The 13,881-nt window shown below is 68.9% G+C and carries 10 protein-coding genes; 5 read left to right on the top strand and 5 right to left on the bottom strand.

Annotated features, from left to right (window positions below; translation table 11 throughout):
* Positions 1 to 105: 105 nt before the first annotated feature.
* From AWC18_RS04285 to ctpC, 5 genes are all read left to right on the top strand, one after another.
* Positions 106 to 1,581, top strand: a complete 1,476-nt coding sequence (locus AWC18_RS04285; protein ID WP_109470455.1) for an LCP family protein — start codon at positions 106 to 108, stop codon at positions 1,579 to 1,581.
* Between the two features lie 10 nt (positions 1,582 to 1,591).
* A complete protein-coding gene (locus AWC18_RS04280) occupies positions 1,592 to 2,326 on the top strand; it encodes a TIGR03089 family protein (RefSeq protein WP_272937683.1) in 735 nt (244 codons plus the stop codon).
* 158 nt (positions 2,327 to 2,484) lie between these two features.
* On the top strand, positions 2,485 to 3,951 hold the full coding sequence (locus AWC18_RS04275) for a PE-PPE domain-containing protein (protein WP_064999248.1): 1,467 nt from the start codon (positions 2,485 to 2,487) through the stop codon (positions 3,949 to 3,951).
* A 110-nt stretch (positions 3,952 to 4,061) separates the two neighbouring features.
* A complete protein-coding gene (locus AWC18_RS04270; RefSeq protein ID WP_046188744.1) occupies positions 4,062 to 4,343 on the top strand; it encodes a DUF1490 family protein in 282 nt (93 codons plus the stop codon).
* A 30-nt stretch (positions 4,344 to 4,373) separates the two neighbouring features.
* On the top strand, positions 4,374 to 6,599 hold the full coding sequence (gene ctpC / locus AWC18_RS04265) for a manganese-exporting P-type ATPase CtpC (protein WP_085137846.1): 2,226 nt from the start codon (positions 4,374 to 4,376) through the stop codon (positions 6,597 to 6,599).
* A gap of 90 nt (positions 6,600 to 6,689) precedes the next feature.
* Here ctpC and AWC18_RS04260 read toward each other — a convergent pair whose 3' ends face one another.
* From AWC18_RS04260 to AWC18_RS04240, 5 genes are all read right to left on the bottom strand, one after another.
* A complete protein-coding gene (locus AWC18_RS04260) occupies positions 6,690 to 7,352 on the bottom strand; it encodes a cation efflux transmembrane domain-containing protein (protein WP_085137954.1) in 663 nt (220 codons plus the stop codon).
* A gap of 131 nt (positions 7,353 to 7,483) precedes the next feature.
* A complete protein-coding gene (locus AWC18_RS04255; protein ID WP_085137953.1) occupies positions 7,484 to 9,469 on the bottom strand; it encodes a serine/threonine-protein kinase PknD in 1,986 nt (661 codons plus the stop codon).
* A 78-nt stretch (positions 9,470 to 9,547) separates the two neighbouring features.
* The gene (pstS, locus tag AWC18_RS04250) at positions 9,548 to 10,660 is read right to left on the bottom strand and encodes a phosphate ABC transporter substrate-binding protein PstS (protein ID WP_064999246.1); all 1,113 of its coding nucleotides are present in this window, start codon (positions 10,658 to 10,660) and stop codon (positions 9,548 to 9,550) included.
* Positions 10,661 to 10,740: 80 nt separating this feature from the next.
* Positions 10,741 to 12,030, bottom strand: coding sequence for an acyltransferase family protein (locus AWC18_RS04245; RefSeq protein ID WP_085137844.1), 1,290 nt, complete (start codon positions 12,028 to 12,030; stop codon positions 10,741 to 10,743).
* 6 nt (positions 12,031 to 12,036) lie between these two features.
* The gene (locus tag AWC18_RS04240) at positions 12,037 to 13,821 is read right to left on the bottom strand and encodes a DUF2339 domain-containing protein (protein WP_085137842.1); all 1,785 of its coding nucleotides are present in this window, start codon (positions 13,819 to 13,821) and stop codon (positions 12,037 to 12,039) included.
* Positions 13,822 to 13,881: the final 60 nt, after the last annotated feature.

Below are 13,881 nucleotides of genomic sequence, written 5' to 3'. Positions count from 1 at the left end.
CTCCGTCGAGGTTCGTGAACCGCCGGTCTTATGCGGCGGCCCCAGCTTCAGCTGGCACGCCGAACTCGGCTACCGGCGATACAGCAGTTACGCAAGTAATCTGAAGTGATGCCTGCGCAACGTGTGGTTCGTGTGATCGCCACGGTGGCCGCTGTCGCCATCGTCCTGGGCACCGGAGTGGCCTGGAGTCAAGTCCGGTCATTCGAGGACGGCATCTTCCACGTCTCGTCATTGGCGCTGGGCAACGGCGGATCCGACGGCGCGGTCGACATCCTGCTGGTCGGGATGGACAGCCGCACCGACGCCCACGGCAACCCGCTGACCCCCGAAGAGCTGGCCGCCTTGCGCGTCGGCGACGACGAGGCCACCAACACCGACACGATCATCCTGGTCCGGATCCCCAACAACGGGAAGTCGGCCACCGCGATCTCCATCCCCCGCGACTCCTACGTGGCGGCACCCGGTCTGGACAAGACCAAGATCAACGGCGTGTACGGGGCCACCCGGCTGGAAACCGCCGACGCGCTCGTCGCCGCCGGGATGGACCCGATCCAGGCGCAGGCACGCGGTACCGAGGCGGGCCGCGAGGCGCTGATCAAGACGGTGGCCGATCTGACCGGAGTCACCGTCGATCACTACGCCGAGATCGGACTGCTCGGATTCGCGCTGATCACCGATGCGCTCGGCGGCGTCGACGTCTGCCTCAAGGAACCGGTGTACGAAGAGCTCTCCGGCGCGGACTTCCCGGCGGGCTGGCAGCGGCTCGGCGGGGCCCAGGCGCTCAGCTTCGTGCGGCAGCGCCACGAACTGCCGCACGGCGACCTGGACCGGGTCCGGCGCCAGCAGGCGGTGATGGCATCGCTGGCACACCAGGTCATCTCCGGCAAGACGCTGTCCAGTCCGGGCACGCTGTCACGGTTACAGGCCGCGGTTCAGCGGTCGGTGGTGCTGTCAGACGGCTGGGACGTGATCGACTTCGTCACCAAGGCCCAAGATCTGGCCGCCGGCAAGGTGGCGTTCGCCACCATCCCGGTGCTCGAGGAGGCCGGGTGGAGCGACGACGGCATGCAGAGCGTGGTGCGCGTCGACCCCGAGCAGGTGGCCGACTGGGTGGCAGGTCTGCTGCACAACCAGGACGAGGGCAAGACCGAGCTGGTGGCCTACGACCCGGAACAGACCACCGCCAGCGTGCTCAACGACACCGACATCAACGGCTTGGCCGCCGCGGTTTCCGGAGTGCTCAGCGCGAAGGGATTCGGCACCGGATCGGTCGGCAACAACGAGTCCGGGCATGTGGCCACCAGTCAGGTGCAGGCAGCCTCGGCCGATGACCCCGGCGCACTGGCGGTGGCCAGGGACCTGGGCGGCCTGCCGGTGGTGTCCAACGACTCGGTCCCGACCGGCACCGTGCGCGTTGTGCTGGCCAACGACTACACCGGTCCTGGATCAGGCCTGGGCTCAGGCGGCGGCTACGCGCAGATGGCCGGCAATGCCGGCTACGGCGAGGACGAAGAACCCCAAATCCCGGTTGCGTCACCGATTCTGACCGCGGGTTCCGATGACCCCCAGTGCGTGAACTAACGTCGCTGAGGTGATCAACCTCAGCTCGGCGATCCTTGATCCGATCATGCGCGCCGACCCGGTGGGGCCGCGGATCACCTATTACGACGACGCTTCCGCCGAGCGCATCGAGCTGTCCGCGGCGACGCTGGCGAACTGGGCTGCCAAGACCGGCAACCTGCTGCGCGACGAGCTCGGCGCCGGGGCAGGCAGTCGGGTCGCGGTGTTGTTGCCCGCGCACTGGCAGACGGCGGCGGTGTTGTTCGGCGCCTGGTGGATCGGCGCCGAGGTGCTCATCGGAGCCGACGCGGCCGACGCCGATGATGCCGATATCGCGATGTGCACCGCCGACCGCATCGACGAGGCCGACGCGGCGGTGGCCGCCACCGGCGGCGAGGTGGTGGTGCTGTCCCTGGACCCGTTCGGCCGGCCGGCCGGCGACCTCCCGGTGGGTGTCACCGACTATGCGACCGCGGTGCGGGTGCACGGCGACCAGATCATCGCCGAACGCGCTCCGGGCCCAGCCCTGGCCGGATCGTCGGCCGATGACGTGTTGGCGTCCTGCGAGAAACGTGCGGCTGCCCTGGGCCTGACGTCGTCGGATCGGGTGTGGTCGACCGAGGGCTGGGACAACGCGACCGAACTGATCGACAACATGCTGACGGTGTTTGTCGTGGGCGGGTCGCTGGTACAGGTCGCCAACCCCGATCCTGCGCTGCAGGAGCGGCGATGGGCCGGCGAGAAGGTCACCCGGCGGTTGGACTGAGGCGTTTCACCGGCGGAAAGCGATTGACGTTCATGCCGGTATGTATTAATTTTGCCTAGGTTTCGTCATAGCTCTTGCTTATCTTGGTCCAAGAGTCCTTGAGGAGTCGCGGTGGCTCGATTGACGTTCTGTCCGGCTGGCAACACGACGAGGCTGCCATGACCCCGCACCGGCTTCCCTCGCCACGGCCTCTCGCAGCACTGACCGCCACCGTCCTCGGGCTGTCGACGGTGATCACCCCCGGAGCTGAAGTCGCGGCGAAGACGGTGCTGGCGGAGGTGAATCTGCTCGACACCGAGGCCTGGATCATGGGCGGCAGCGGCGCCCCGATTCCCTCCGCGGGCAGCATGGCGGCGCTGAGCCAGCGTTACGTCAATCCCGCGGCACCTTTTTTCGCCGGTCAGCCACAGTTCCCGGTGAGCGCCACCCACTCGCTGTTCACCCCCGAGGGCCTGTATCCCCTGACCGGCATCAAGGTCCTCGAGCTGGATCCATCAGTGGAGCAGGGCCTCAGCATCCTGGACCACACCATCAAGGACCAGATCGCGGCCGGCAACAACCTCGTCGTGGTGGGCGTCTCGCAGAGCGCCGTCATCTCCGCCCTGGAGATGCAAGATCTGCTGGACCTGCCCCTCGTCGACCAACCGACCGCGGACCAGCTGTCCTTCGTGCTGCTCGGGAACGAGAGCAACCCCAACGGCGGCCTCCTGTCGCGCTTCGGCGACCCGAGCCTGCCGCCGCTGAGCATTCCGAGCCTGGGCATCACCTTCTCCGGTGCGCAGCCGGCTGACACGCCGTGGGAGACGGCGATCTACACCGCGGAATACGACGGCTTCGCCGACTTCCCGCGCTATCCGATCAACCTGCTCGCAGATCTCAACGCGCTGCTGGGCATCGCCTTCGTGCACACCTCCTACGGCAAGCTGACTGCCGAGCAGTTGGCCGCCACCATCGAGCTGCCGGTCACCGACGACTACACCGGCAACACCCGCTACTTCATGATTCCGACCGAAAATCTGCCGTTGCTGACCCCGCTGCGAGCCATCCCGGTGCTGGGAGATCCGCTGGCCGACCTTCTGCAACCGGCCCTGCGGGTGCTGGTCAACCTGGGCTACGGCAGCATCGAATACGGCTGGGACCAAGGGCCTGCGAATGTGCCCACCCCGTTCGCACTGTTTCCGACCGACATCAACCCGATGGATGTGTTCACCGCGCTGGTCAACGGCGTCCAGCAGGGCGTCGATGACTTCCTCGACCACTTCGAGTCACTGTCGCTGCCGAGCATCTGGGAAGCGATCACCAACAGCACTGACGCATCGGATTCGTTGCCCAGCCTGCTCGACATCGCCAACACGTTCTCCGGCGTGCTCTCCTCGGTGTATTCCGGCCTGTTGCCCACCGCCGATGTCATCAACGCGCTGCTGACCACCCTGCCGGCCTACGACATCGCCTTGTTCACCCAGGAACTTCTGGCGGGCGATCTCATCGACGCCATCGGTCTGCCGATAGCGGCCACCGTCGGCCTGGGCAGCCTGGCCGGCATGGTCGAGATCGGCGCGCTACTGAACGCGATCGGCCCGCTTCTGGGCATCGGTGACCCGTCGGATCTGCTCCCGCTCTTCTGACTTCTCAATCCGTACACCACCACGATCCTCGGCTGCCGCGCCATTTACATGCTGATATGCGGATATGCTAATGTGTCCGGAAGCGGCAGCGACAGGAACAGGAGAGGCTCATGGCAGTGCAGGGATTGTTGGCCAAAGCGGCGTCGACGGTGTTCACCGGACTGGTGGGGGTGAGCGCCTACGAGGTGGCACGCCGAGCACTGGCGAAGGCCCCGCTGCATGAGGCGGCGGTGACGGCCACCGAGTGGAGTCTGCGCGGAACCCGGCGAGCCGAAGAGGTCGCCGAGTCAGCACGACTGAAGGTGGCCGACGTGGTCGCCGAGGCTCGCGAGCGCATCGGCGAAGAGGCCACCCCGCCTGCGGCCGCCGTCGCGCACGATCACGACCACTGAGCGACCCCGCCGAGGATGGGGAGCGCAGCGATGAGCAGCAGCGGCGCCATAGCGACGGTGTCCGCCGACGATGAGCTGACCGTCGTGTCCGACGCGGCCGGCCGGATGCGAGTGCAGGTCACCTGGGTCCGCGGCGACTCCCGGCGTGCGGTGGCCGCCGAAGAGGCCGCCGGTCGGGTCAACGGGGTACGGACGGTGCACGCCTATCCGCGGACCGGCTCCGTCGTGGTCTGGTACTCCCCCAAACGGACTGACACCACGGAGATCCTGGCGGCGATCGCTTCTGCGGCCGCGGTCGCCGCCGAGTTGATCCCTGCCCGTACGCCACGCTCGGCCGACGTCCGCAACACCGACGTGCTGCGCATGGTGATCGGCGGTGCGGCGCTGGCACTTCTGGGGATGCGACGCTACGTCTTTGCCCGGCCACCACTGCTGGGTCCCAGCGGCCAGCTCGTCGCGACCGGCGCCACCGTCTTCATGGGTTATCCCTTCCTGCGGGGTGCGTTGCGTTCCATCCGGTCCGGCCGGGCCGGCACCGACGCGCTGGTGACCGCCGCGACCGTGGCCAGCCTGGTGCTGCGCGAGAACGTGGTCGCGCTGACCGTGCTGTGGCTGCTCAACATCGGCGAGTACCTGCAGGATCTGACCCTGCGCCGCACCCGCCGCGCCATCTCGGATCTGCTACGCGGCAACCAGGACACCGCCTGGGTCCGGGTGAGCCAAGGCGGCCCGGAGAACCCCGAGTACACCGAGGTCCAGGTACCGATCGACACGCTGCAGATCGGCGACGAGGTGATCGTCCACGACCATGTGGCCATCCCGGTCGACGGCGAGATCGTCGATGGGGAAGCCATCGTGGACCAATCGGCGATCACCGGCGAAACCCTGCCGGTCAGCGTGATCACCGGGGCGCGGGTGCATGCCGGTTCGGTGGTGGTGCGCGGCCGGGTCGTGGTCCGGGCCACCGCGGTGGGGAACCAGACGGTGATCGGCCGCATCATCAGCCGTGTCGAAGAGGCGCAGCATGACCGCGCGCCGATCCAGACTGTGGGCGAGAACTTCTCCCGCCGCTTCGTGCCGGCCTCGTTCATCCTGTCGGCAGTCACCTTGGTGCTCACCGGCGATGTCCGTCGCGCGATGACCATGCTGCTGATCGCCTGCCCCTGCGCGGTGGGGCTGGCCACGCCGACCGCGATCAGCGCGGCGATCGGCAACGGCGCCCGGCGCGGCATCCTGATCAAGGGCGGATCGCATCTGGAACAGGCCGGCCGCGTGGACGCGATCGTGTTCGACAAGACCGGCACGCTGACCGTGGGCCGCCCGGTGGTCACCAATATCGTTGCCATCCACAAGGATTGGGAGCCCGAGCAGGTACTCGCCTATGCCGCCAGCTCGGAGCTGCATTCTCGGCACCCGTTGGCCGAAGCGGTGATCCGGTCCACCGAGGAGCGGCACATCAGCATCCCGCCGCACGAGGAGTGCGAGGTCCTGGTGGGGCTGGGCATCCGCACCTGGGCCGACGGCCGCACCCTGTTGCTGGGCAGCCCGAATCTGCTGCGCTCAGAGAAGGTCCGCATCTCCAAGAAGGCGGCCGACTGGGTCAACAAACTTCGCGCCCAGGCCGAGACCCCGCTGCTGCTGGCAGTCGACGGCACCCTAGTCGGGTTGATCAGTCTGCGCGACGAGGTGCGCCCGGAGTCACGCGAGGTGTTGGAGGCGTTGCGCGCCAAGGGTATTCGACGCATCGTCATGCTCACCGGCGACCATCCGGAGACGGCGGCAGCGGTGGCGAGCGAACTCGGCATCGACGAGTGGCGAGCCGAGGTGCTCCCGGAGGACAAGCTGCAGGTGGTCCGGGGACTGCAGGACGAGGGCTACGTGGTGGGCATGGTCGGTGACGGAGTCAACGACGCACCCGCCCTGGCTGCCGCGGACATCGGGATCGCGATGGGTCTGGCCGGCACCGACGTTGCGGTGGAGACCGCCGACGTGGCCCTGGCCAACGACGACCTGCGGCGCCTGCTCGACGTCAGGGATCTGGGCGGACGTGCCGTCGAGGTGATCCGGCAGAACTACGGCATGTCGATCGCGGTCAACGCACTCGGACTGCTGATCGGCGCCGGCGGTGCGTTGTCACCGGTGCTCGCCGCGATCCTGCACAACGCCTCGTCGGTGGCCGTCGTCGCCAACAGCTCGCGGTTGATTCGTTACCGGCTGGGCTCCGAGGCATTGGCGTCCGACCCCGCCGTGCCGTAATCTGTCGACGTCCCGACTGTTCCTGTCGAGCACCACCACCAGCTCCAGGGCAGTCGGGACTTCGCGTCGGCGGGCGTGTGTCAGCGGCCCTCAGCAGCCACAGCCCTCGCCGCGCCAGGACCGGAAACCCTGCCACACCGAAACGGTGGCCACGCCCAGACCGATCAGCGGGTCCAGCCACCAGCCGCCGGACCACTGCGTCGTCAGTGTCAGCCCGACCAGCACCGCGGCGGCCTGGATGGCGCACAGGTAGTTCTGCACTCCCTCGCCGACGGTCGCCGCCGAGCCGAGCCGGGTGCCCAGCCGTCGCTGGGCCCGACCCAGAACGGGCATCGCCAGCACGGCCGCGGCGGTGACCGCGATGCCGATGGCGCTGCCTTCGCTGTGATGGTCGCCGAGGAAATGACGTATTGATTCCGCGGCGATGTAGGGGGCGTTGATCCAGAACGAGATCGCCACGCCGATCTGAGCGCGCCGTTCGGCCGTCTCGGACAGCGTGCGGGCGCCGGTGAATCGCCAGATCACCACGGCCCCGGCCATTGCCTCGGGAATGGCGCCCAGCGCCCAGCCGGTCAGGGCGATCGACCCGGCCGCCAGGCCCTGCCACAGGCCCACCACGCCTTCGATGCCCACCAGCACCAGGCTTATCCAGGCAAGCCGCCGGGCCCAGGTCGCTGCACGGTGCCATCCCGCATCGCGGACGACGGGAACGCCATGGGCGTGGCCCGCGTGGTCGTGGTCGTGGGGCCCGATGGTTGTGACCGGGGCGCCGGCCACCGGATCGGCGGTACCCGCAGCGGGGCCCACGACGCTACTGTCCACGCAAAAATGCTACCTGGCTTTTCGGTGAGGCAGCGGTCACAGCACTGGCGCTCAGGCGACGCTCAGCTGTCGGCGTCCACCCTGACCACACGGTCGTTGCCGCGATCGGCGACATAGACATTGCCGCATTGGTCGACGGCGACGTCCAGCGGGCCGTTGAGTCCGGTGAACGGCAACACCACCGGGATCGCGGCACCGTCAGCCAATTTCACGACCTTGTTGCGACTGTGCTCGGTGACATAGACATCGCCGGTCTCGTCCACCGCGATCCCCGACGGCGCGACGATCCCGGTGAAGGGCAACACCACCTGTTCGCCCGAGGCGACCACCCACTTGAGCACCCGATTGTTGGCCGTGTCGGTCACGTAGACATTGCCGGCGGTGTCGACTGCCACCCCATTGGGATTGTTGAGGCCGACGAACGGCACGGTGGTCTGGACGTTGGTGGCGGTGTCCAGATGCAGCACCACGTCGTCGCCGCGGTCGGCGACATAGACGTTGCCGCCGTCGGAGTCCACCGCCACTCCGTCCGGATCGTCCAGGCCGACGAATGGCAGCACCACCTGAGCCTCGCCATCCGCCGCGACCTTGACCACCCGAGCATTGACATCGGAGAAATACACGTTGCCCGTGCCGTCGACCGCCACCCCGCGCGGCTGGTACTGATCACTGAAGGGCACCACCGTCGAGGAGTCGGAGTCGGCGGCCAGGCGCACAACCCGCCCCTGCATCCCCTCACTGGTGACATAGACGTTGCCGTCGCCGTCCAGCGCCACCCCGCCCGGAGAGAGCCGGTAGTCCAAGTCGGTGAACGGCAACACCTCCTGCGCGGGCGCCGCCACCGGGGTGGCCGACGAGGGCTCCGACACCACGTGCCCGATGCCGGCGGCGACGCCGACCGCGGCTGCCACCGCGGCCGCCACCAACACCGGCTTGCGGGGCAACCGCCGTCGGGAAGGCGTGGGCATGACCGGTGTCTCGGACTGCAGGTCGTTACGCAGCAGGGGCGACATCGGGAATGGCTCCGGGAGCGGGCCGCCCAGGCCGGCACCCATTCCGGGGCCCGTCGGTGCCCATGCGGGGCCGCTGAGCCCGGCGAACGCTGCGGCGTTACCGCGGGCCTCGGATCGGGGCTCGGGTTCCAGGCCGCCGGGCAGGTGCAGGGCGGGCTCGCCACGCCGCAGGATCCGGGATACCTGGTGGCGTTCGGGCTCGGTCAGCGCCTGGTAGGCGGCGGCGGCGAGTTCACCGGCGCTGCTGTAGCGCTCCTCGGGCTTGCGGGCCAACCCGCGGGCCAGCACCGCGTCGATGGCCGCCGGAACGCGCCCCGGGCGGAGTCTGCTCGGTTGCGGCGGCTCGGCGGTCCGGCGTTCTGCGATCGCCTCGTCGACGGTGGCGGCGGAGAACGGGCACACCCCGGTGAGCGCCTCGGCCAGCACAACGGCCAGGGAGTAGATGTCGGCGAGGTGCGTGACCTGCTCACCGGTCAGACGCTCGGGCGCCATGTAGGCCAGCGGGCCGACCGCGGGGTTGGCCGGCACGCCCGGTTCGGCGATGGCCGCAGCCACCCCGAAGTCCATCAGATAAGCGAGGTCGTCCTCGGTGATCAGGATGTTGCCGGGTCGGACGTCGCGGTGCACGACGTAGGCGTTGTGGGCCGCGTCCAGGGCCGCGGCGACCTGCCGCACGATGGCCACCGCCCGCGGCGGGCTCAGCGGACCTCCGTCGGCCAAGACGGTGGCCAGGTCGGTGCCGTCGATCAGGCCGGTCTCCACATAGAGCACCTCGTCGATCTCGCCGTAGGCGCGGATCGGCACCACATGGGGCTCGGTCAACTGTCCGGCGGCTTCGGCCTCGTCCTCCAGCCGACTGCGGAACGCCTCGTCGGCGGAGAGCGACGCGGCGATCAGCTTCAGGGCTACCGTCTCGTCGTTACGGGTGTCCTCGGCCCGGTAGACATCACCCACGACGCCGTGGCCGAGCAACCGCCCCAATTCATACGGGCCGAATCGCGATCCGCTCCGCGAACCCGGCGCGGGACTGTTCACCGACGACGCTCCCTTCGACACCGCGCACTGCGGCGAAAGATCGGCCACCAGACTAACCGGCGCCGGCGCCGGCGCCGGTCACGTGATGGCGTTGACCGTCTTGAGGAGCCTGGACGTGAGCGAGGACGGCAGCGGAATGAAACCGTACTGGTCCAGACCGTCCTGGCCTGGCCCGATCGCGGCCTGCAGGAAAGCCTTGACCGCCGTGCCGGTGGCGGCGTCGGGGTATTTCGAGCAGACCACCTCATAGGTCGCCGTCACGATCGGGTAGGCGCCACGTTCGGCGGGCCGGTAGAGGGAGACCGCATCCAGCACCAGGTCATTGTTCGGGTTCGCGTCGGACACGAACTTGGCCCCGGCGATCGTCTTGGCGACCGACTCGGCGGAGATCCCCACCGGCGCCGAGCCGGCCGCGCCGACGATCTGCGCCATGGGCAACCGCTTGCCGACCGCGAACGACCATTCGGTATAGGCGATCGATCCGTCGGTGGCCTGCAGCGCCGCCGCGGCAGCGTTGTTCCCACTGGCGCCTTCGCCGACACCGCCGTTGAACATGTCGCCGCCGCCGGCGAACCACCCGCCGTCGGAGGCGATGTCGAGGTACTTCTGGAAGCTGGCGGTGCTCGGGGCGCGGTCGCTGCGATACACCACGTGGATGGGCAGTGCGGGTAGCGCGACCCCGGGGTTGAGCGCCTTGACCGCGGGGTTGTCCCAGCTGCCGATGCTGCCGTTGAAGATCTTCGCCAGGGTGGCGCCGTCAAGGTTGAGGCTGGTCACCCCACTGATGTGATAGGTGACGGCTATCGGCCCGAACACCAGGGGCAGCTCCCAGGCCGGCGAGCCGCACCGCTCCGCAGCCCGTTCCGGCTGCGTCTTGGTGGGGTCCAGGACCACTTCGGAGCCGGCCAGGTCGATCTCGGCGGCGATGAAGTCCTCGGTGGCGGCGCCGGTGGCCTTGTAGGCCAGTGCCTGACCGGGGCATGCCCGGGAATAGGCGTAGGCGAATTGTTCGATCGCGGCGGCCTGGGCGGTCGAGCCGCCGGCGTGCAATTCCTGTTTGCCGCCGCAGTCCACACCCGCCACCGGGTCCCCGGCGGACACCAATTGCGCCGAGCCATCCCCACAGGCCGAAATCGTCAGTGCGCCAACGGTCAGCAGGGCGGGCAGCACCGTCAATCGGCCGCGTTTCACAGGACGAACACTACCGCGACCCGCCACGAGCTGGCCTGATACGACCGAATGCGACTGGGCCGGCACTCCCCTGGGTTCGGTCAGCACCGCCTCAAGACAAGTAGCCGTGCACCGGCCAGTGCGGCCAGCATGACCGCCACACACACCAGCCCGTCATCCTTGAGACCCCATTTGACCGCAATCAGCGTTGCCGCTGCGGCCGTCATGAGCAGGAGACCGGCGGCGGTGCCCCGGCCCGGCGCCGCGCAGATCGGTGCATCCCAACCGGGCAGCGCCGTGTTCTCCAGCGGTCGCAGCACCACGAACAACAACGCCATCACGGCGGCCATCAGGATCAACTGCGCGGCGCTGACAACCACGAAATGCGGCAGACCGGGGTAGCGGGCCCAGCCCAGCTGGTCGAAGACCAGGTGCACCGCCAGCAGGACCGGGATATGCCACAGGTACAGCGTCATGGCACCGGAGTTTCCGACCGCGGCCGCCCACCAGACACGGGGTCGCTGGGCCCACCGCGCAATCGGGGGCGCGGCCCAGATCGCCAGCGCGCTCATGGCGATCGCGTGCCCGGCCAGCAGCAGTGACGGCGGGTTGGTGTTGGACAACTGGTGGTCGCCGGTGCCGACCATGCTCACCTGGTAGGGCCCGAAGCGCACCAGCGCGACGTCGACCGCCACCATGAGCACCGCGATCGTCAGCGCCGTGCGCCCCGGCAGCAGTGCCCGCCGATAGGCCACACCGAACAGCGCTGGGATGAGCCAGACGACGAGGTTGAGATATCCGAGCGGCGCCAGCGCCGGGTGTTGCAGCCGTAGGGTGTCGACCACCGCGATCACGGCGTAGATCGCGACGACACCGGCAAAAAGTGTTCCGGCGGTGCCGATCCGGTACAGCACCGGCATCGCGGCCAGCACCAGCACGTAGGCACCGAGGAACCACAACAGTTGAATGCTCACCCCGGCCACCGGTTCGTAGACGTGCTGCGGCAGCAGCGGGTGCAGCACCGCCAGAGTCACAGCCCAGAACCCCAGGTAGTAGAAGACCGGCCGGAACAGTCGGGTGCAGCGCTTCATCAGCCAGCCGCCCCAGTCGCCGCCCGGCCGCCAGGTGGTCAGGCAGGCGGCGGCACCGGCGAAGAAGAACAGCGGCATGATCTGGAAGAGCCAGGTCAGCCACGCCAGCGCAGGTGCGGCCGTCAGGAGGTTGTCCCAGATCAGCACGCCGTCGCGGATGACGCTGGTGGCCATCACGGTGTGGCCGGCCACGACGCCCACTAGCGCGGTGATGCGCATGACGTCCACAGCGCGATCGCGTCCGGCCGGCGTGGCCGCGTCCAGTTCGGTGGGGTCGGGGAAACCCAGCAGGGTTGTCATCGTCGGTTACCGGTCGTCCTGCTGCGCCAGGCTGCGGGCGTAGCCGGTGCCCATCCCCAGCAGCAGCAGGCCCGCGACGATGAATGCCGCGACCCGGAACATCCCGTCGAGGGTGCCCAGGTCAAAGAGGAACAGCTTCGCGGTGGCGGCCGCTGTGAGCGCCAATCCGGCGGTGATCGCCCAGGTGCGGTTTCCGCGGTCGTCGAGGCGCAACGCGTAGCGCAGCAGGGCCGCTGCCATCACGATCCAGCAGAGCGTGGCGGCCATGTGGCCGGTCAGGAACCCGCCGCCGGTGCCTCCGATCGCGACGCCCGCGGTGACGGTGAACGCGGTCACGGCATAGCCGATCAGTGCCCCGCCGGCCACCGCCAGGATCGGCGTATTCGCGGGGTTCGTGTTGTCGGCGAGCGCGTAGGCGCGTGCCATCACCACCACCAGCGCGATCACCAGCAGGCTGGCGATCAGCGTGGACACCGTGTCTGCGCTCGACATCTTGGTCGCACTGATCAGGGTGTCCGGCGCGACGCAGTCGAGATAGGCGATGACCCCGACGAATCCGAATCCCGTTGCGACCCAACGCGCCTCCCCGCTGCGTCGGCCGGCGGCCGCGACGACGACGGCCATGGCCAGCAGTACCGGGGCCAGCAGCGAGCCGTGGAACGCCGTGGCCACCGCGATCAGGGCGGCGACTGCGGACAGTGCCGAGAAGACCTGCACGACCACCGGCGGCAGTGCCCGGTGAACGCCGATGACCGCCAGCACAACGAGCGACAACGTCGCCGCCAGCACCGTGGCCGGAACCTGGTCCACCGCGCCACCGGCCGCCAATACCGGAAGCGTTCCGGCGGCCGTCAGCAGCGCGATCGCAGCCGGCCTACTGGTGGTGGGCAGCACCACCAGCCCGCTGACGAGGGCCAGCACCGCGCCCACCGCGCAGGCAGCGGCGAGCAGCCCCCGGTTGTCTTCGCCGATGCCGACCAGCGCCAGCAACAGGGGCAGCGTCGCAGCCGCGGTGCGGGCCGCGAACATCGCGGTCCAGTCCTTGCCCAGCTGCATCGGCAGCGCCGCCGCCGACAGCGCCAGCAGGAACCCGATCAACAGCAGGTCGACGTCTCCGGTGAGGATCGGGGCCAGAGCGATCAGCGGGACCAGCACCAGCACCCCGAGGTGTTCGGAGTTCCAGCGCCGCGCCAGTGCCAGGCCGGCGCCGCCGGCCGTCGCGGCGATCACCAGCCCGGCCGCTGCCGGTATCCACTGGTAGTAGGCGGTGATCGCGATGATGTCCAGGTAGGCCGCGGCGATCCCGGTGGCGGCCACGGCGATGGCCCCGATCCGGCCACCCGGCCGACTGTGCAACCGGCATGCCGCGCCCACCAGCGCCGCCGAGAGCGCGAAGCCACCGGCCACCCGGATCTGTGGGGCCAGGATGCCGGCCTGGGCAGCCAGCACCAGCAGCAGCACCACACCGACCAGTGTCACCGCGACTCCCGCGACGGCCAGCACTTTGCCGATCCATCCCGAGTCACCCACCACACCAACAGGTTTCGGATCCAGGTCGGTGGGCGACGCGGGCCGAGCCGGCATGCTGGCCGGCGCCCACGGACCCATCGTCGGCGCTGCCGGGCCCATCGGGGCCGCGGGTTCTATCGGAGCCGTGGGGACGAATTGCGGCGCCGGGCTGTGCAGTTGCCGGTCCAGTTCGGCGAGTTCAGTCGAGACTCGGTAGAGCTGCCACGACAATGCGTGGCATTCCGCGGTAAGCCGGTGCAGTACGTCACGTGGTTCGGTCACGCAGGCAACGATGCCGCATTCCGGGCGAAAATCGGATGAGTAGGACTACTCGAATTCGCC

The sequence above is a fragment of the Mycolicibacter nonchromogenicus genome (genome assembly GCF_002101775.1).
GTDB lineage: Bacteria > Actinomycetota > Actinomycetes > Mycobacteriales > Mycobacteriaceae > Mycobacterium > Mycobacterium nonchromogenicum.
This window is presented reverse-complemented; position numbering and strand designations above follow the sequence as displayed.

Bases quoted from the DNA above. Each gene is read 5' to 3' on its own strand.
- AWC18_RS04275 (WP_064999248.1), top strand. From the start codon at position 2,485: ATGACCCCGCACCGGCTTCCCTCGCCACGGCCTCTCGCAGCACTGACC.
- AWC18_RS04270 (WP_046188744.1), top strand. From the start codon at position 4,062: ATGGCAGTGCAGGGATTGTTGGCCAAAGCGGCGTCGACGGTGTTCACC.
- ctpC (WP_085137846.1), top strand. From the start codon at position 4,374: ATGAGCAGCAGCGGCGCCATAGCGACGGTGTCCGCCGACGATGAGCTG.
- AWC18_RS04245 (WP_085137844.1), bottom strand. From the start codon at position 12,030: ATGACAACCCTGCTGGGTTTCCCCGACCCCACCGAACTGGACGCGGCC.